At 37.9% G+C, this 19163-nt stretch carries 13 protein-coding genes, 1 riboswitch and 1 other annotated feature; of the genes, 4 read left to right on the top strand and 9 right to left on the bottom strand.

The window, feature by feature from the left end; genetic code table 11:
• From HMPREF2937_RS12170 to HMPREF2937_RS12145, 6 genes are all read right to left on the bottom strand, one after another.
• Nucleotides 1-3763 (bottom strand): Ig-like domain-containing protein (locus HMPREF2937_RS12170; protein ID WP_142351452.1); only part of this gene is annotated, 3763 nt, incomplete at its 3' end.
• A 433-nt stretch (nt 3764-4196) separates the two neighbouring features.
• The gene (locus tag HMPREF2937_RS12165) at nt 4197-4532 is read right to left on the bottom strand and encodes an SdpI family protein (protein ID WP_057510722.1); all 336 of its coding nucleotides are present in this window, start codon (nt 4530-4532) and stop codon (nt 4197-4199) included.
• A 378-nt stretch (nt 4533-4910) separates the two neighbouring features.
• Nucleotides 4911-6008, bottom strand: a complete 1098-nt coding sequence (gene ychF / locus HMPREF2937_RS12160; RefSeq protein ID WP_002480312.1) for a redox-regulated ATPase YchF — start codon at nt 6006-6008, stop codon at nt 4911-4913.
• Nucleotides 6008-6220 carry a DUF951 domain-containing protein gene (locus HMPREF2937_RS12155; RefSeq protein ID WP_002480311.1) on the bottom strand — a complete coding sequence of 71 codons (213 nt, stop codon included), beginning with the start codon at nt 6218-6220 and terminating at the stop codon, nt 6008-6010. The genes ychF and HMPREF2937_RS12155 overlap by 1 nt, the downstream gene beginning before the upstream one ends.
• A 29-nt stretch (nt 6221-6249) precedes the next feature.
• Entirely contained in the window at nt 6250-7116 is an 867-nt protein-coding gene (locus HMPREF2937_RS12150; protein ID WP_031262363.1) for a mechanosensitive ion channel family protein, read from the bottom strand.
• 83 nt (nt 7117-7199) lie between these two features.
• A complete protein-coding gene (locus HMPREF2937_RS12145) occupies nt 7200-8012 on the bottom strand; it encodes a ParB/RepB/Spo0J family partition protein (protein ID WP_070864689.1) in 813 nt (270 codons plus the stop codon).
• A 333-nt stretch (nt 8013-8345) separates the two neighbouring features.
• Nucleotides 8346-8691 (top strand) — a binding site (T-box leader).
• 119 nt (nt 8692-8810) lie between these two features.
• Between HMPREF2937_RS12145 and HMPREF2937_RS12140 the strand changes: the two genes are divergently transcribed.
• From HMPREF2937_RS12140 to HMPREF2937_RS12125, 4 genes are all read left to right on the top strand, one after another.
• Nucleotides 8811-9983 (top strand): trans-sulfuration enzyme family protein, encoded by a 1173-nt coding sequence (locus HMPREF2937_RS12140; RefSeq protein WP_002480308.1) that lies wholly within the window; start codon nt 8811-8813, stop codon nt 9981-9983.
• On the top strand, nt 9937-11778 hold the full coding sequence (locus tag HMPREF2937_RS12135) for a bifunctional homocysteine S-methyltransferase/methylenetetrahydrofolate reductase (RefSeq protein ID WP_070864687.1): 1842 nt from the start codon (nt 9937-9939) through the stop codon (nt 11776-11778). Before HMPREF2937_RS12140 ends, HMPREF2937_RS12135 begins: the two co-directional genes overlap by 47 nt.
• Nucleotides 11775-14018, top strand: a complete 2244-nt coding sequence (metE, locus tag HMPREF2937_RS12130) for a 5-methyltetrahydropteroyltriglutamate--homocysteine S-methyltransferase (RefSeq protein WP_023014882.1) — start codon at nt 11775-11777, stop codon at nt 14016-14018. The genes HMPREF2937_RS12135 and metE overlap by 4 nt, the downstream gene beginning before the upstream one ends.
• 102 nt (nt 14019-14120) lie before the next feature.
• Entirely contained in the window at nt 14121-14870 is a 750-nt protein-coding gene (locus HMPREF2937_RS12125; protein WP_031262359.1) for a cyclase family protein, read from the top strand.
• A 593-nt stretch (nt 14871-15463) separates the two neighbouring features.
• On the opposite strand, the gene HMPREF2937_RS12120 is transcribed toward HMPREF2937_RS12125, so the two are convergent.
• The 3 genes from HMPREF2937_RS12120 to HMPREF2937_RS12110 all read right to left on the bottom strand — a co-directional run bounded on the left by HMPREF2937_RS12120 (nt 15464) and on the right by HMPREF2937_RS12110 (nt 19058).
• Nucleotides 15464-16624, bottom strand: a complete 1161-nt coding sequence (locus HMPREF2937_RS12120) for an aminotransferase class I/II-fold pyridoxal phosphate-dependent enzyme (RefSeq protein ID WP_070864686.1) — start codon at nt 16622-16624, stop codon at nt 15464-15466.
• 82 nt (nt 16625-16706) lie between these two features.
• Nucleotides 16707-16818, bottom strand: a riboswitch (SAM riboswitch).
• 97 nt (nt 16819-16915) lie between these two features.
• Nucleotides 16916-17824, bottom strand: coding sequence for a hypothetical protein (locus tag HMPREF2937_RS12115; protein ID WP_070864684.1), 909 nt, complete (start codon nt 17822-17824; stop codon nt 16916-16918).
• Nucleotides 17825-18062: 238 nt separating this feature from the next.
• Complete coding sequence (locus tag HMPREF2937_RS12110) at nt 18063-19058, bottom strand: hypothetical protein (RefSeq protein ID WP_070864682.1); 996 nt, start codon at nt 19056-19058, stop codon at nt 18063-18065.
• Nucleotides 19059-19163 lie beyond the last annotated feature (105 nt).

Here is a 19163-nt window from a genome sequence, read left to right as displayed (position 1 = left end):
TCCACTTGCCGTCTGCATCTGCTTTTACTTCTGTAGTTTTACCGTCTGGTAACGTCAATGTTACCGTGCTCAGTGGTTCGCTTGTTCCAGTTACTACTTTGTCTCCCGCTTCAAGCTTATCGATTGTCGGAGCCGCTGGTGCTGTTGTATCTTTCACAGTTTGTGCCGCTTCTGGTGATTTATTACCTGCCACGTCTGAAGCTTCTGCTTTGATTACTGCGTCATGTACTAATGGTGTTTCTAATGTAATTGTCCAAACACCTTTGTCATCTACTTTAACATCTTTAGTAGTGCCATCTGGCAACGTTAAAGTCACCGTACTCAATGGCTCGCTTGTTCCATCCACTACTTTAGTTCCTGCTTCGATTGTGTTGATTACTGGTGCTTCTGGAACTACTGTATCTTTTACCGTTTGAGTCGCTTCTACTGATTTGTTTTCTGCTGCGTCTGAAGCTACTGCTTTGATCACTTCATTATGAGCTAATGGTGTTTCTAATGTAGTTGTCCAAACGCCTTTATCGTCTGCGTCGACTACTTTTGTTGTACCGTTTGGCAACGTTAACGTAACTTTACTTAATGGTTCACTTGTTCCAGTTACTGTCTGACTACCAGCTTCAATTGCGTTAATCACTGGTGCTTTAGGTGCTACTGTATCTAAAGCTTTGACAGAAATCGGTTCAGATACTGTACCGTGTTTACCTGTTGCATATACCTGTGTAACATCGTTATGTTCTAAAGATGTTCCTTCTGGTAATTGTGTTGTCCACTGCCCATCTTTATCAACTTCTACTTCTGCTTTTTTGCCATTCGCAAAAGTAAGTGTAATTGTGCTTTCTGGCTCACCTTTACCGCTGATGCTTGTCGCACCTGCTTCTACCTTGTCCACAGTTGGTGTATCAACTTGATAAACCGCAACTAATGGGTTTAAGATTTGTAGCAATTCTTCCTTAATCGCAGGATCAGCATATTCAACACCTGTGAAGACATTAAATAGTTCTCTGCGATAATCTCTTTCAGGATGATTTTTAATTTCTTCTGCTACGTGTGTTACATCTTTTCTAATCTCTTCATCATAACGACGGTTTGCATCCGCTTGTGTTTCACCATCTACAATAAATCCTTTATCAGTCAGTGTATAAGTTAATGTTTCTTTTTCAGCATTTTGTCTAGAAATCGCTACATTATCTTTGTTTTCATTTCTGACTAACACACGACGAGCCGCTGGTTCACGATGGCGAACGATAACTTTATCGCCATATTCTAAATCGAAAGTTTGCAGTTCTGATGCAAGACTTTTGTTACCAACTAATGTTCTATCTAATACTGTCGTACCATCTGCTTTTTGAATAGTTACATGTGCATATTCATCAGTGAAGTATAAATGTGGTTGTCCTGGACTTTGTTTATACGTTACTTGTTTAGTATCTGGATTATAGTTGACTGTAGCCATTTCCCAGTTGCCTAATCCTCTTAGTGAGATGGTTTGTGTAATGTTGTTTTGGATATCATCTTTTTTAGGATAATCAAGCGTTGCTTGATTATTACCGCCTTCTCTAACTACGAGATATTCACTTTCAGGTAATGCGTCTGTTGTTGAAAGAGGTGCGACAATTTTATATACACCCGCACGTAAATTAGAGAATGCAGCTTTACCATCTACAACTTCTGCACTCGCAATTTCTTGTGTGCCTTCCATCAAGCTTACTTTGACGTTATCTGGTAAGACTTGTCCATTTAAATTCACATTCACTTGTGCATCTTCATGAATCGCCGTATCAGCTAAATCTGATGATTTTACAAGTTCATAAATCGTAGATAAACCTAGTTTATCTTTGATGCGTTGTTGTTCCTCAGGATTAGTAATCAATGCTGCTAATGGGTATGTGAATGTATTATTGTAAGTGTCTAAATCATCTTTTAAAGCTTGTGGCATTTTCACTTTGTATAAATCAAAGTAGGCTGTGCCATTAATACCGTTATCAGCTAACCAATACGTTGTAATCCATCTCGGTACATCTTGTTCAAATGGTTTACCTGCTTTGCCCATATCCGCTTCTTCTTGACGAATACCTTTCCACATATCCGCAAAGCCTTCAATGCCCGTTAAACGCACCATTTTTGTCATGAAATCAAGACTGCCGCGGAAACCTGCATTATAGAAATTCATTCTTCCATCCATTACGCGATCATGGAAATCTTTCTGCATGCTTTCTTGTCTGCCTTCATAAGCCCAACCGTCTTTGACACCCATGATAGTCGTTTGATATTGGTTAGCTAAAATGTTGTTTTCAATTTCAATTAAATTCATTTTAGGATCGTACGTCATTGCACCATCATAACCATGACCGACTTCATGCAGTGCTAACCATCCTCTTTCAAGATAACCTGACATAGATGGGTTATTAGATCCCATATTGTTTGTTGAGTAATAGGCAAGACCTGGCCCATGAGCATCCGCAATCGTAAAGTATTTTTGGCCGACATTATAGTGGACAGAATTAATGTCATCATTTAAGCCAACCCATTTATCATAATGATTAATAACATCTTCGTAATAACCAATCATGTCATCTAAGTTCATAAAGCCCCATTGTCCTGGGTTTTTACCTAAGTTTGCGATGCGTTCACGGTCTACATTCGGTACTAAGAAAGCAATTTTATCGCCGTCTACATAACCATAGCTTGTATTACGAGCAGCCCAATCTGCATCGAACGCTGCTTTATCTCCACCTTTACGGTAAGTAGGCAGTGTGACGCCAGCATCACCTTCAACATAGTATTCTACAACTGGTTTTTTAGTTAAACCTGTTGGAATACGTACGAAGGCACCGCTATCCATAGTTGTAGAGATTTGTGTCCAGCTTCCATCTCTAGAAACTGTCGCATTACGAACTGTTTGTCTATCGTTAGTCATCAAATCTACACGTAAATCTTCTTCATTACTGCCTTGTGCTTGTCTGATATAGAGCTTTTTATTTTGCGGTACAATCAAGCCTAAGCTTTCTCTTGCTTGATAAATACCACGTTGCATTCTTGCTGTTCTTGCAGCTTCTGATTTTTCATATACAGGAATCTCTTTCGCATAAACTTGCTCATTAATTCCTTGGATTTTTTCAACAGGATGTGCGTTCGCAGCGGGTGCTGGTGCACTTGTATTCGTAATTGGTTGAGCAGGTGCTTCTGTCGTTGTTGTATCGGTAGTAGCGGCAGCTCTTGTCGCAACTTCAGCATCTGCAGGTTGAATAGCAGGTTCTGATGGCGTAACAGTAGTAGCTTTAACTTCAGTAGTCGCAGCTTCTTTTGGCGCATCTGTCGATGGCTCTGTTGCTTTTTGTGTATCAACTTTCGGCGCATCAGTTTGCGTTGTATCTGTTTTTGTAGGTTGTGATACTTCTGGTGCTGTTACAGGTTCAGGTTTTGTTGCTGTTTCGCTTGTTTGATTATCAACAGAAGGTTGTTGAATCGTAGTGTCTTGTGGAGTAGGAGAATCATTCACTGTTTCTTTTGTTGACGTAGAAACGGTTTCATTTGTTTGTGTTTTTGTTGACTCCGTAGTTGCAGTGTCACCGTTTGTTTCTGGTTGTGTTGTAGGATTTACAACAGCGGTATCAGTGTTTTCTGCAGCTTGTGCTTGTTGATCCAGGGATGTATAAACTAGTGTTCCAAATAGAACTGAAGCAATCCCTGCGCTAAATTTTCTAATGTGGTATTTATTTCGTAATTCTTTATCGAATAATACATCGTGTTGCTGTTTTCTAGGCATTAAATGTTTCACTTCTTTCGTGTGTAATTGTTCTACACAATTCTATCATTAATTTTTTGGAAGATGTAAAAAAACTTATTGATTTACACAAGTTTTACTAAAAATTTTAAAACCTTTTAAAAGAGATAACTTCCGACACACTTTTCAAAGCACTTGTGTTTAAAGCGTTTTCAACATAAAACAAAATCAATTAAAATAACTATCAATTCTCATATCAGTTTAAACATAGTAAAAGAACTCATCTTACTAGACTTATATTTCTTTGAAAATGTACAACATAAAACATGAAAAAACTTAGGATATTGTTCTATTTTCAAAACAGAAATCCCTTTATCGCTTGATATAATATGCTTGATATTAATACATACAAAAACACGCCCTCAACACAGCATAATCATATACTTTGTTAAGCGCGTGTTTTTAGTTAGTTATTTTATTCTAATTTGTTATTAACGTTGAGATACAACACCAATAATAATCCTAATAATACGATAGATTGGAGTAACACTGAGACAATCATGAATGTGTCATTGTCTAAAAATAAGAATACTATATCAGCCAATAGCCAAAAGAATGAAGCGAACACCGTATACATAAATACCTTTGTAGACTGTTCACCATACTCTTTTTGAGCCAGCATCCAATTCTCTTTATTTTTCTTAGACTTTCTTGTTCGAAATCCCCAAAAATGATTAATATCATCAGGCGGTACTTGTCGAAATAATTTTCCTAGTATCCATAGAAAAATACTGCTAGGAAATAACACCATACTTAAAACATCCCTTCTCTGTTTTCTATCTCAGTAGACGTTTCATATCATTTAAGAGAATTGATTAATTTAGCGCAGTAAACCAAAGAAATCTATTATTTTTAATTCTTTTTCTTAATATTATCCTCAAAAATCATATATTTATCTTTAATTCCAAGCGTTATTGATATAGTATTAGACATAGGCGCATTATCTCCTTAATTATTGGTGATAGGATACTTCTAATTATAAAGATAATTGCGCTTTTTTTGTATCAAAAATAGGACTAGTGATTATCACCAGTCCTAAATAGTATAGAGCCAAAAAACACGCCCTCAACTCAGCATGATCATATGCTTTGTTAAGCGCGTGTTTTTAGTTAGTTGTTTATTTACTTAATTATACGTTGAATCTGAAGTGAACAACATCGCCGTCTTGCATGATATATTCTTTACCTTCTAAACGCATTTTACCTGCTTCTTTCGCACCTTGTTCACCGTTATTTTCAACATAGTCGTCATAACTTGTTACTTCTGCACGGATGAAGCCGCGTTCAAAGTCAGTGTGGATGATACCCGCACATTGTGGGGCAGTCATACCTTTTTTGAATGTCCAAGCACGTACTTCTTGTACACCTGCTGTGAAGTATGTCGCAAGACCTAACAAGTTATATGTGCTGCGGATTAAACGGTTCAAGCCAGGTTCTTCGATACCTAAATCTTCTAAGAACATGTCTTTATCTTCGTCATCTAATGTCGCAATTTCTTCTTCAATTTTCGCACTGATGACAATAACTTCTGAACCTTCTTTGTCAGCGTATTCTTTAATTGTTTGAACTTTTTCGTTGTCCGCTTCATTCACTTCATCTTCACCAACGTTTGCGATATAAATCATTGGTTTTGATGTTAATAATTGTGCTTGTTTCACATATTTCGCATCTTCTTCATTGAACTCTAAGCTGCGAATCGGTTCGCCGTTTTCTAATGCTTCTTTAATACGTTCTAAAATGCGTACTTCATTCAACGCATCTTTATCTTTTTGACGTGCCATTTTTTCAAGACGTGGTAAGCGTTTATCTACAGATTCTAAATCTGCAAGTACTAATTCCATATTGATAACTTCAATATCATCTAGTGGATCTACACGACCAGATACGTGTGTCACGTTATCATCATCGAATGCACGAACTACTTGGCAGATTGCATCTACTTCACGGATATGAGATAAGAATTTGTTTCCTAGACCTTCACCTTTTGAAGCACCTTTAACAATCCCTGCAATATCAGTGAATTCGAATGTTGTAGGAAGTACTTTTTTAGGATTAACGATATCTGCTAAAGCATCTAAACGTGAATCCGGAACTTCTACAATCCCGACGTTCGGGTCAATTGTAGCGAACGGGTAGTTCGCCGCAAGTGCACCCGCTTTTGTAATTGCGTTAAATAATGTAGACTTTCCGACGTTTGGTAAGCCTACGATACCAGCTGTTAAAGCCATTAGTCATTCTCCTTCTCTTGTGTATCATGTGATACAAGTATTTTCTTTAATTTTTTATTAAACTCTGTACGAGGCATCATAATGCTTCGATTGCAATGTTCGCATTTAATTCTGATATCTGCACCCATACGAATTATTTTAAATCGGTTTGCGCCGCAAGCATGCGCCTTTTTCATCTCCACAATGTCATTCAGACCATACTGAGCTGCCATTTACAATCCTCCATCATTATGAATTCTTATTACTGAGATTTTTGTCCATTAAACTGCATCATAATAGGGGTTGGTGATTTAATTCCTTCTTGATTCAAGAAATTCGCAACCTCTTTACGTAAGATACGAGCGCCTGGCACAGTATTATTCGGTGTTGTTTCTGCCGCTATTTTCATGATATAAGCATTACCTGTTAAATCCTCGATACCAAGAATTTCAGGTTTTGAGACAAAGATAAAGTAATTGGAATGTAAGGATTCTAAGAAGTCTTTCAGCTTACTTTCTACCTTATCGACATTCTCTTCCATCGCAATCGGTACTTCTATCAATGCTTTACCGTTACTGATTGAGAAGTTGGTAATCTCTGACATTACACTGTTCGGCAACACGGTCAACTCTCCTGTATACGCATGTATACGTGTTGAGCGGATACCGATAGATTGAACTGTACCTTCTGTGATAGGTGCACCGTTCAAGTTGATTTTAACATAATCTCCCACATCAAATTGATTCTCAAATATAATAAAGAACCCTGTGATGATGTCTTTAACAATGGTTTGTGCACCAAAGCCGATTGCTAAACCGACTACACCAGCTCCGGCTAATAATCCTGTGACACTAATTCCGAATTTACCTAATATCGTTGTTAATACAATAAACCATACGACATAACGCACAATATTCTTCAACATCGCACTTAATGTATGAGATCGTTTTCTACCATGTGCATTGCGGTTTTGTAGTTTAAAGAACTGATCAATCGACTTATTGACTAAGTTGATAATAATCATCGCAACGACTACGTAGATGACAATCATGATGAGCTTGTTGAGTATCATTGCGTACGTTTCAGGCTTTGTAAACGGCTCAACGAGTGAGTTGAAAACACCTTGCATTGTATTCCAAAACGTATTCAAAAGTTCGTCCTCCTGTCATTTCACAACAATTATATATTTTACCATGAATACAACATAATTTCTTATGTTTCACTGTGTAATTGTTGAATCAAACGCTTAAATTCTTCTTCTGATTTGAATTCAAAAGTGATTTGTCCTTTATTTCGCTTAGTTGTGATGGCTACATTGGTACCAAAGCGCTCTTTAAGCAAGCGTTCCTGCCGTTCAATCATGCGCGGTTTCTTTGTCTTTTTCTTAGCATCATCTTCTGAAGTAGGTGAAGTCAGCTCTGCAATGTATTGTTCTAAATAACGCACACTCCACGCTTCTTTCATGACTTGTTTAGCGATTTGTTTCATTTTGGTTTCGTCTTTTAGTATTAATAATGTACGACCATGCGCACCTGATAATTTGCCGTCTTTTACCCACTCGGCGACAGCAGGCGGTAAATTCAACAATCGCAACATATTCGCGATATAAGGACGGGATTTACCTAAACGTTCAGCCACCTCTTTTTGTGTGATATGTAAATCATCCATCAGCTTGCGATAACTTTCCGCTTCTTCAATCGCATTCAAATCTTCCCGCTGCAGGTTCTCTATAATGGCGAGTTCCATCATCTCAGCATCAGACATCTCTTTGACTATCGCTGGTACTGAGTTCAAGCCTGCTAAATGAGAGGCTCTGAAACGGCGTTCACCTACGACAATATGGTAACCTTGCACCGTTTTGCGTAAGATAATCGGTTGTAAGACGCCATGTTCACGAATAGAAGCTGCGAGATCTGCTAATTTTTCTTGATCAAAATGTTTTCTAGGCTGATAAGGGTTTGGCCGAATTGCATCTAAATCGATATATTCTACATGTCCATCGTTCTCATTTGTTATGTCACGCACGTTCCAGTCACCTCACTTTCGTCACTAAAATAGTGTTACATTTTTAATTTTTGCTCCTCTCTTATTGTAAGGAAAATCATGAATGCAATAAAGGAATTTTCATTCTCAAATTGAAAAATAACGGCTGAAAAATGGCTTGATTCAAAAAAATTTTAAAAATTTTTCAGCAACGTCCAACCCTTGCTACGCTTATGTTTCTCTCGTTTTTAATTGTCAGTAAAAACCTACTATTCTGAAAATTCTGTTGACAAACAAAACAGAACCAATATACAATGTGGTCATCAACAAAAAACAAACCTTTCAACACGAAAGAGAAACAATTGAATATCGTCTTGAAACACGATAATAAGGAAAGTAGAACTTACACTGCTGACACAGAGAGCTTCTGTCCGCTGAAAGGAAGCACAGAAAGAAAGTTTGAAAATGGCCTTGGAGTGGTGGTGTCGATATGAGGCATCAACGGGGGCGCCCGTTATAGCGCTACAGTATTAACATTTTTGCATAATGGCGTACTGGAATGACGCACACGTTATTGTTATTTACAGCAACAGCTGATACATATAACGGAACCGACCTTCAGTAGCTGCCATGAACAGATTTAGCGTACTGGAAGAGGTTGCTTTAGCAATAAAGCAGCGAATTAAGGTGGTACCGCGAAGCTCAAGCTTTCGTCCTTTACATCCGAATCTTTTTTCGGGTTTAAAGGACGGAAGCTTTTTTTTCGTGGTCAGCTTCCCTCCTTAGTTCCAGAACTTCCGCAGCCAAAAGCAATCTCAATAACTAAAGGAGTGTATATGTATGTCACTATCATCAGAAACAAATTTAATTAAGTATCATCAATTCCCGCACATTTTAGCAGCCAACCCGCCACTTTATGACTCATCGACTTTCCCGACAGCATTGATTGGTTCAGAGGTCCCTTACGATTACGCAAGATCAGGCCACCCGAACCGAGCATTGTTAGAAGAAAAGCTTGCAGCACTTGAAGATGCCGAGTACGGTATCGCTTATAACTCAGGAATCGGAGCAATTTCAGCAGTTTTCTTCTTACTGAAATCAGGAGATCACTTAATTATTCCGAATGATGTTTACGGTGGGACATACCGCTTATGCGAACATGTTTTACCAGGATTTAATATCGAAGTCACAGCAGTAGATACGACAAACCCATTAGCAGTTGAACAAGCGATTCAGGAAAATACGAAACTAATTCATCTGGAAACACCGTCAAATCCATTATTTAAAGTGACAGATATTCAAGCCATTGCGGATGTCGCAAAGAAACATAATATCCTTGTTTCAGTCGACAATACATTCTTAACACCCCTATCACAAAAGCCATTGCATTTAGGTGCTGACATTGTGATTCATAGTGCCACTAAATTCTTAAGCGGCCACAGTGACTTAATTGCAGGGGCAGTTGTAACAAACAACGCGGAAGTTGCAGAATCATTACAATTCTTACAAAACACTTTAGGAAGCGGATTATCAGCTCAAGACAGCTGGACACTGACAAAGCATCTTAAAACGCTTTATGTACGATGGAATCAATCAGTGAAAAACACTGAAAAGATTGTTGAATTCTTAAAATCACGTCCTGAAATTACTGATGTATATTACCCAGGAAATGATGAAATCAATCAACGCCAAGCTGAAAATGGCGGTGCAGTACTTGGCTTCAGATTAAGCGAAGCAGAAAAGGTACCGACATTTGCGAAAGCATTAAAAATACCGCAAATCGCAGTCAGCCTAGGCGGTATTCAAACTATCGTCTCTCATCCAGCCACAATGTCACATGCTTCTGTTCCAGAAGATGTGCGTAACGAACGCGGAATTACGTTCGATCTCTTGAGACTGAGTGTGGGCTTAGAAGACCCAGACGAGTTGATTGCAGATTTTGAAGCAGCATTGGAGGAAGCATACTATGAGCCGGTTTCTACAAACTTTGAGCAAGAACGTATTAGTAGCTGACGGTGCAATAGGAACGATTCTCTACTCTGAAGGGATCGATACTTGCCCTGAAGCATATAATCTTACACATCCAAAGAAAATCGAACAAATTCATCGATCTTACATTGAAGCTGGTGCGGATGTCATTCAAACCAATACTTACGGTGCCAACTTCGAAAAGCTTCAAGCTTTCGGATTAGAACACCAAGTAAGAGACATCACACGTGCCGGTGTCAGAATAGCGAAACAAGCAGCCAATGAAGACACGTTTATTTTAGGAACTGTCGGAGGTTTTAAAGGCGTGAAACAAAATGACTTGTCGCTATCGACGATTTTGTATCACACAGATATTCAAATTGAAACACTGATTGACGAGGGTGTTGACGCACTCCTCTTTGAAACTTATTACGATTTAAACGAACTCTTGCAGGTAATCAGAGCGACGAAGAAAAAGTACAATATTCCAGTTATCGCACAGTTAACTGCTTCAAGCACCAACTACTTGCAAGACGGAACAGAAATTAACGAAGCACTTAAACAAGTTGAAGCAGAAGGTGCAGACGTTATCGGCTTGAATTGCCATCACGGTCCGCACCATATGCAACAATCTTTCACACATATTGAGATTCCGCAACATGCGATTCTCTCATGTTACCCGAACGCAAGTCTCTTAGACTTTGAAGATTCTACAATTCACTACAGCGACAACGCTTCTTACTTCGGTAAGATAGCTGAAACGCTAGTGAAAGAAGGCGTACACTTAATCGGCGGTTGTTGCGGTACTACACCTGAACATATCCGCTTCATCAAGCAAGCGATTGAAGGCTTAAAACCAACTTTAGAAAAGAAAGTTATTCCGATCAGAAGAAAAAGTAATTACCCTTCTATTCCGGTCAAAAAGAATAACTTAACGACTAAAGTCAAAGCTGGTCCGACAGTCATCGTTGAACTAGATACACCAAAGCACTTAGATACAACGAAATTCTTTGCGAATGTCACAAAACTAGATAAAGCGAAAGTCGACGCTATCACACTTGCAGATAACTCACTCGCAACGGTACGCGTTAGCAACATCGCAGCAGCTAGTATTATTAAGCAGAATTACAACATTGAACCGCTGGTCCACATTACCTGCAGAGACAGGAACTTAATCGGTTTACAATCTCACTTACTCGGCTTATCACTGCTTGGTATTAACGAGATACTCGCGATTACAGGTGACCCATCTAAGGTGGGGCATCTGCCAGGTGCGACGAATGTTTATGATGTAAATTCAAGAGGTTTAACTGAACTCGCTGTTCGTTTCAACCAAGGACTTAATATTGACGGCGGCGCATTGAAAACGAAAACGAACTTCAATATTGCCGGTGCGTTCAACCCGAACGTCCGCAAGATGGAAGCAGCGGTGAAACGCTTAGACAAAAAAGTAGACTGCGGTATGAGTTACTTCATTACACAGCCTGTCTACACTGTCGAGCGTATTCAAGAAATTGCTGAAAAGACAGCACATCTTGATACCCCATTCTTTATCGGTATCATGCCAATAACAAGTTATAAAAATGCAACATTCTTACACAATGAAGTCCCTGGCATTTCATTGCCAGATGAAATATTAGATCAGTTCGAAGCGGTTAAAGATGATAAACAAAAAACCAAAGAACTGAGCTTGCGCATCTGTCGCAAATTGATAGATGAAGTTATCAAACACTTTAATGGACTCTATATCATTACACCATTTGAACAAGTAGACTTTTCACTCGAACTTACACATTACTTTAAAAAACAAACTGCAAAAAATCAGGAGGCAATAATATGACAATTACAACAGCTAATATCGGATTCCCACGTTTAGGACGCAAGAGAGAATGGAAGAAAGCAATCGAAAGTTACTGGGCAGGTAAAACAAACTATGATGAATTAACAACAACATTAAACGACCTGCATAAAGAAAACTTATTATTACAAAAACACTACAGCATTGACAGCGTACCTGTTGGAGACTTCTCATTATATGACCACGTATTAGACGTATCATTATTATTCAACATCATCCCAGAACGTTTCCAAGGTCAAGAAGTCAACGATGATTTATTATTCAATATCGCACGTGGTACAAAAGAAAATGTCGCAAGTGCCTTAATTAAATGGTTCAACACAAACTATCACTACATCGTACCTGAATGGGACAACGTAGAACCTAAATTAAACCGCAACGTTTTATTAGAACGTTTCGAATTCGCTAAACAATTAAACGTAAATGCACACCCAGTGATTTTAGGTCCTGTAACATTCGTTCAATTATCACGCGGCGGCGATCAAACATTTGAAGAGAAAGTTGAAGCATTGCTTCCATTATACAAAGAAGTATTACAATCACTTGTTGATGCAGGTGCTGAATACATTCAAATCGACGAACCTGTATTAGTAACTGATGATGCAGAACAATTACAAGACGTTACACGTCACGTCTATGAATACTTCGATAAAGCTGGGTTAGCTGATAAATTAGTCATCCAAACTTATTTCGAACATGTAGATTTAGACTTTGTGAATAGCTTACCTGTTAAAGGTTTCGGTTTAGACTTCGTACATGACGGTGGTAAAAACCTTGAACAAATTAAAGCAGGCAAATTATCTAAAGACAAAGCATTATACGCAGGTATTATTGATGGCCGTAATGTATGGGCTGCAGATATCGAAGCGAAAAAAGAATTGATTGAAACTTTAGAAAATTATACTGATGAGTTAGTTATCCAACCATCATCTTCATTACTTCATGTTCCTGTTTCATTAGACGATGAAGAATTAGATGAATCAATTGAAGAAGGTTTAAGCTTCGCAACTGAAAAATTAGACGAATTAGACGCTTTAAAACGTGTTATCAATAATGGAGACAGCGAAAAATACGATAAATTAAAAGCAGCTTACGAGCGCTTCCAAAACCAAGCATTCAAAAACCTTGAATACGACTTTGACAGCGTACGTACACAACGTGAGTCAGCATTCCCTGAACGTAAAAAAGTTCAAGATGCACGCTTAAAATTACCAGAATTACCAACAACTACAATTGGTTCATTCCCACAAACGAAAGAAGTTCGTAAAAAACGTGCTGACTGGAAAAACCAACGTATCAGTGATGAAGAATATAACCAATTCTTACGCGATGAAATCGCACGCTGGATTCAAATCCAAGAAGATATCGGCTTAGATGTATTTGTACATGGTGAGTTCGAACGTAATGACATGGTTGAGTTCTTCGGTGAACGTTTACAAGGCTTCTTAGTTACAAAATACGGTTGGGTTCAATCATACGGATCTCGTGCTGTTAAACCACCAGTTATCTATGGAGATGTTAAATGGACTAAACCAATCACAGTGGAAGAAACAGCTTATGCGCAAAGCTTAACTGACCACCCTGTAAAAGGTATGTTGACTGGTCCTGTAACTATCTTAAACTGGTCATTCGAACGTGTAGACATCCCACGCCATGAAGTACAAGACCAAATCGCTTTAGCTATCAACGAAGAAGTTTTAGCATTAGAAGATGCAGGCATAAAAATTATCCAAGTAGATGAACCAGCATTACGTGAAGGTTTACCATTACGCTCTGAATACCATGAAGAATACTTGAAACAAGCGTTACGTTCATTCCGCTTAGCAACATCTTCAGTGTCAGATGCGACGCAAATCCATACGCATATGTGCTATTCTCAATTCGGCGAAATCATCCATACTATCCACGACTTGGATGCAGATGTTATCTCAATCGAAACATCACGCAGCCATGGTGCTTTAATCAAAGACTTCGAGGATGTAACGTATGATTTAGGTATCGGATTAGGTGTATATGATATCCACAGTCCACGTATCCCGACTGAAGAAGAAATCACAGTCGCAATCAACCGTGGTTTACAAGAAATCGACCGTTCATTATTCTGGGTTAACCCAGACTGCGGTTTGAAAACACGTAACGAAGATCAAGTAAAAGAAGCATTAACAGTATTAGTTTCAGCAGTTAAAAAATTAAGAAACAAAGAAGGACAAGAAACAGCTTAATTCACTTGTCATGAGTGATTTACGAGTGAGCCCGCAGTCTTAAAACTCACTCGTAAATACACTTATATCAGCCCTACAATTTTAAGCAGTCATGAGGTGTTTATAATGAGTTATCCTTTATGGGATCAGCTGAAAAGTCTAAAAGAAAGTGAATGGGTCGATTTAACCCATACCTTTGACACAGACAGCCCACATTTCAGCGCATTAGAAGCTGCATATATTGATACAATCAGTACCGTTGCAGAAGATGGTTATTTTGTACAAAGATGGAGTGTTGCCACACAATATGGCACACATATCGATGCCCCCATCCACTTTGTCGAAAACAGAAGATATTTACATGAATTAGATTTGAAAGAATTAGTGTTACCGCTTATCGTACTTGATTACTCTAAAGAAGTTGCGGAAAACCCCGATTTCCGTTTAACTCGCGATCATTTACTTGAGTGGGAAGCACAACATGGCCGAATCGAACCTGATACGTTCGTCGCATTCCGCAGTGATTGGTCACACCGTTGGCCGAATGTGGAGCAATTTGAGAATAAAGATGCTGAAGGTAACCCTCACGCACCCGGATGGTCACTCGATGCATTACAATTCTTACTTGAAGAACGCGGTGTACGTTCAGTCGGTCATGAAACATTCGATACAGACGCTTCAGTCGATGTCGCAAAACACGGCGATTTAATCGGTGAACGTTATGTACTCGGACAAGACACGTACCAAATTGAGCTCCTAACGAATTTAGACCGCCTCCCAGAACGAGGCGCAGTGATTTATACAATATGTCCAAAACCGGCAGATGCGCCAGGATTCCCGGTCCGTGCATTTGCGATTAAGCCAAACGCATAGTCATGGACCCGCGATCATCCATGACATGCAGCCATTATTAAATCTTAAAAACGAAACTCCTTTAAAAGTTATGAGTAAATACAATAAAAGTTGGCTACATTGCCCTGGGTCCACAGGAATTGGGGCAATGAATCGCCACTGTTCTTAACCCGATAAGAACAATTCTTTTCATAAATGTTACTATTTTGAACCCGATACAAAATAGTAAGTAAATTCCGATTACCCACTCTCCCGATAATGGGTAATCACTATACTCCTTTTTACTACTTATAAAAAAGCACTGAATATAAAGTACATGTCCCACCACCCCGTGAACAAAAAACTTTATATTCAGTGCTTCATTTTTGTTTAAAAAGATAATAAATAATAGCCGATTGCGTTAGAGCACAATCGACTATCTCATAAGCCTAGGTTGAATATGGCTTAGACCATACGCCTAACATTTTTACACTCAGCTACTTTCCAGAGTTCCTGAGTGTTTTTATTACAGTAATATCATAATACCTTTTGAAACTTCTTACAATCAATAATATACGTATAAACGTCTCTATAACAACGTTATGAGGGATTTTATTCACTATTTAAATAAAAGATTATTCTTTGTACATCGCACTAAGTGATTTCAACCGCTTCGCTGCTTCATCTAATTGTTCATCCTCTAACGCAAGTGATACACGAACATAATGACGTCCATTTTCACCAAATGGAATACCTGGCGCCACTAAAATAGATTGATCTTGAAGTAAGAATTCCACAAATTGTTCTCCGTCATATCCTTTTGGTGCTTTCAACCATAAGAAGATGCCACCTGTCATCGGTTCATAAGGGATGTTTCCTTCATCTAAAATCGCAGTGAAACGATCGTGACGTGCTTTAAAGACTTCACTTTGTTTATCTAAGAAATAATCATAGTTGTTAAGCGCAAATGTCGCCGCATCTTGAAGCGCACCAAACATACCCGCATGGTGATGTGTATGATATTTCTTCAAAGCTTGAATCACATCTTTGTTGCCGACTGCGAAACCGACACGATAGCCAGACATATTATAGCCTTTAGAAAGTGAATACACCTCGATTGCGACTTCTTTGCCTCCAGCTGTCTGTAGGATACTCGGATTTTTATGGTCAAAACCGAACGCTGCATAGGCAAAATCATGTACAATTTTCGTTTGTGTACCTCTGAACTTTTGAACTACATCATCAAAGACATCTTGTGTAACAGTTGATCCAGTCGGGTTATTAGGATACGTTAAATAAATCAATTTAGTCTGACTTAAGACTTCCCCTGGCACTTTATCAAAGTCAGGTTGATAATATGGTGGTTCTAACTCTAACGCATAAGGTTTCGCATCTGCGAACAACACCCCTGCTAGGTAATCTGTATAACCTGGATCTGGCAATAAAACGTAATCTTCAGGGTTAACAATACAATTCGGCAAACCTACTAATCCATTCTTTGTGCCATATAAAATACAGACTTCATCATCTTTATCCAATTCAACATTATATTGTCGTTTATAGAAATCAACAATTGCTTGCTTAAAGCTTTCTTTACCATGAAACGCACCGTACTTTTGGTTTTCAGGCACACGTAATGCGTTCGCAAATTCATCGACAATGCCTTTAGGTGTTTCCCCATCTGGGATGCCTACTGCCATATTGATGAGAGGAAGCGGACCATGTTCTATCTTTCTCCCCATTGTTTTTCCGAAATAACTATCTGGTATCTTCGCTAATCTTCTTGAAATCACCATTTAAGTTCCCCCTTTGTTTGATGCTCCTATTAAAAAAGCTATATATCACCTATAAGCGACATATAGCTTTCTATGTATATGGCACCTATCTTTCAAGTTATACTTGTTGGATGTAGCACAGTCAGATTCAATGCCTGGATCTTCTGTTGCTGAAGCGTCATCGGGCCAATTCCCTCTACTTCTCTAGATAAGTTTTAATGACTTCTATTGTACTAAAAATTCTGACATTTATCAATTTAAGTTAAAATGAAAAACTCTACAGCTCACTAAAAGCCGTAGAGTCAATATTCTTTATTCAGGTTGGCCTTTTGAATCAAATTTCTCCACTGAACCATCCGCATTCACAATGTATGATCCTGCTAAATCACCTGATTTATCTACAAATGAGAAGCCCCAGCTTCCATCACTCTTTTGTTCAGGTTCTTTATACGTATACGTGCTTGTATCTAGTTTGTGACCTTCATATTCTTCTACTTTATCAATGACATTCGCACGTGTGACTTGACCTTCAGAAGTAGATGAATGACTTTCAGAGCTTGAATTACTGTTACTTTCTTGTGCTGCTGATTGTGCATCTTGATTTGTGATTCGGATTAAATTTGCCACTTGTTTAAAGTTCGGTTCATCTTTGTATTGTTTATATAGATCTTTAATATTATAAACTGCTCCCATGTTTGCTAATTGTTGATATGGATTGATACCTTGTGTTCCTGATACCAACACTTGTGTATCACTCACACCAATAACTGCCGCAAATGGACCTTTAGAGTTAGTTGTGCCATAAATCACCATATTTTGAGGTTTATTTGTTACGATTTCAGAACTACCTGTATAAAGTGTTAATTGCTGAATTTCTCGTTGTCGCGAACCGCCATTCGTGTTTTGGACATAGCTGTGGTTTAATAATTCATTTGCTGTCACTGTAAATTCAGCTGATTTAGGTGCGTATAACGCCAAAGCGACCTTTTCTTGTGGTGTCAGTTGGCTGACAGCTTGTTCTGTCGTTTGTTTATGAGTATGTGATTTTTCATGTTTTGTTGTTTGTTCATGCTGTGTATTTTCTTTTTTCTCTGCTTTTTGATGATTTGTTTTTTCTTTTTCTTCGTGTTTTTGCGTATCTTCTTGTTTTTCATTTGAGCCGCAACCTGCCAATAATATTGAAAGTGCTGCAGCGGTAGTCAATACATGTTTAAATTTCATAGATAGCTTGCTCCTCTTTGTATATTTGAATATATAATTTCATTATATAGAAGGTACGGGACACATATTGTCCTGAATTAAAAGAAAGTGATCGAGTTAAGTATGATTATTTATTACTCTTTCAAAAGACACTCTGACAATTTTAATTTAAAAGTTTAAATAAAGAGGATTTTTTACCATAAGTAGCCGACCCTACCAAATACAAAAGTTCTGCAGTATTATACTGCAGAACCAAGTACTACTCTGGTGGCGTACCAAAGTTATCTAGTTTTTCTACTTTTCCATCTTTATCAACTGAATAATTATACTGTGTATGTGTTTCTAAATTTCTAAAATTAACAGTCCATGTATGATCCAATGTGTAATCATCAACGAAATGTCTTTTAGGAGGCCCATTAAATTCATATTTTCGTGGATCTAGTTTATGTCCTATATATTCTTCTACCTTGTGTATTGCAACTTGACTATTCATGTTACCATCTGGTGTATATACATCACCAGGACTTAACTTTCTTCTTTGTTTATTATTTGAAGTAGCATTATCTGTTTCTTTAGAAGAAGATGCATTATCACTCTCTGGATTCCTCACTGATTCGCTTACTTTAACCAAACTTACGACCTTTTTAAAGTTTGGATTATGACCATATTGTTTGTATAAATCTTCTAAGTTATAGATATGAGTCCCTCGATCTTTTAAAATTTCATCATAAGTCTTAGGACTTTGACTACCTGCAATAATAATCTGGTTTCCTGTAAAACCAAATAGCTCAGCAAAGTTTTGCTTAGTTTCTTCAGGTTCATAAAATTTTACGTTTTGTGGCACATTTGTAATTCTTTCAGGTAACATTTTATTTAAATGATACTCTTGAATAGATTGTTTTGTTGCCTCATCGCCTAACATCTTACCAAGAGCTACACCGTGCGTATATCTTATATATGAATGATTCAATAACTCATCAGCTGATATCATATAATTTGTTTTTTCTTGTGGTAAAAACATTGCTAAAGCTATTTTCTCATTGATTGTTAATTGGCTGACTGCCTTCTCTATTTGTTGCTCATCTTTGTTTGCTTCATTTTCTTTTTTGGAAGTTGATTTGTGTTCACTTTTTTTATTATCCGTTTTACTTTTTGCTTCTTGCTTTGCAGAATCATTTTGTTTTTCATTGTGACTGCATCCAGCTAATAAAAGGGTTAAAACTACTGCTGAAGTAAATAAATGCTGTAATTTCATAGATGTCTTAATTCTCCTTCACTTTCAATATCTCATCCTTTTCTATTATATACAAAAAGCTATTAGTTGTTCACTTTTTATTTAAGAAAATAAAAAAACCACTCG

Origin of the sequence: Staphylococcus sp. HMSC061G12, from assembly GCF_001838465.1 — a bacterium.
In the GTDB taxonomy this organism is placed as follows: Bacteria; Bacillota; Bacilli; order Staphylococcales; family Staphylococcaceae; genus Staphylococcus; species Staphylococcus simulans.
The sequence above is the reverse complement of the archived record's forward strand: the minus strand, read 5'-3'. Positions and strand labels throughout refer to the sequence as shown.

Excerpts from the sequence above, each read along its gene's own strand:
- HMPREF2937_RS12165 (WP_057510722.1), bottom strand. The coding sequence starts at position 4,532 with ATGGTGTTATTTCCTAGCAGTATTTTTCTATGGATACTAGGAAAATTA.
- ychF (WP_002480312.1), bottom strand. The coding sequence starts at position 6,008 with ATGGCTTTAACAGCTGGTATCGTAGGCTTACCAAACGTCGGAAAGTCT.
- HMPREF2937_RS12155 (WP_002480311.1), bottom strand. The coding sequence starts at position 6,220 with ATGGCAGCTCAGTATGGTCTGAATGACATTGTGGAGATGAAAAAGGCG.
- HMPREF2937_RS12150 (WP_031262363.1), bottom strand. The coding sequence starts at position 7,116 with ATGCAAGGTGTTTTCAACTCACTCGTTGAGCCGTTTACAAAGCCTGAA.
- HMPREF2937_RS12140 (WP_002480308.1), top strand. The coding sequence starts at position 8,811 with ATGTCACTATCATCAGAAACAAATTTAATTAAGTATCATCAATTCCCG.
- HMPREF2937_RS12135 (WP_070864687.1), top strand. The coding sequence starts at position 9,937 with ATGAGCCGGTTTCTACAAACTTTGAGCAAGAACGTATTAGTAGCTGAC.
- metE (WP_023014882.1), top strand. The coding sequence starts at position 11,775 with ATGACAATTACAACAGCTAATATCGGATTCCCACGTTTAGGACGCAAG.
- HMPREF2937_RS12120 (WP_070864686.1), bottom strand. The coding sequence starts at position 16,624 with ATGGTGATTTCAAGAAGATTAGCGAAGATACCAGATAGTTATTTCGGA.
- HMPREF2937_RS12115 (WP_070864684.1), bottom strand. The coding sequence starts at position 17,824 with ATGAAATTTAAACATGTATTGACTACCGCTGCAGCACTTTCAATATTA.
- HMPREF2937_RS12110 (WP_070864682.1), bottom strand. The coding sequence starts at position 19,058 with ATGAAATTACAGCATTTATTTACTTCAGCAGTAGTTTTAACCCTTTTA.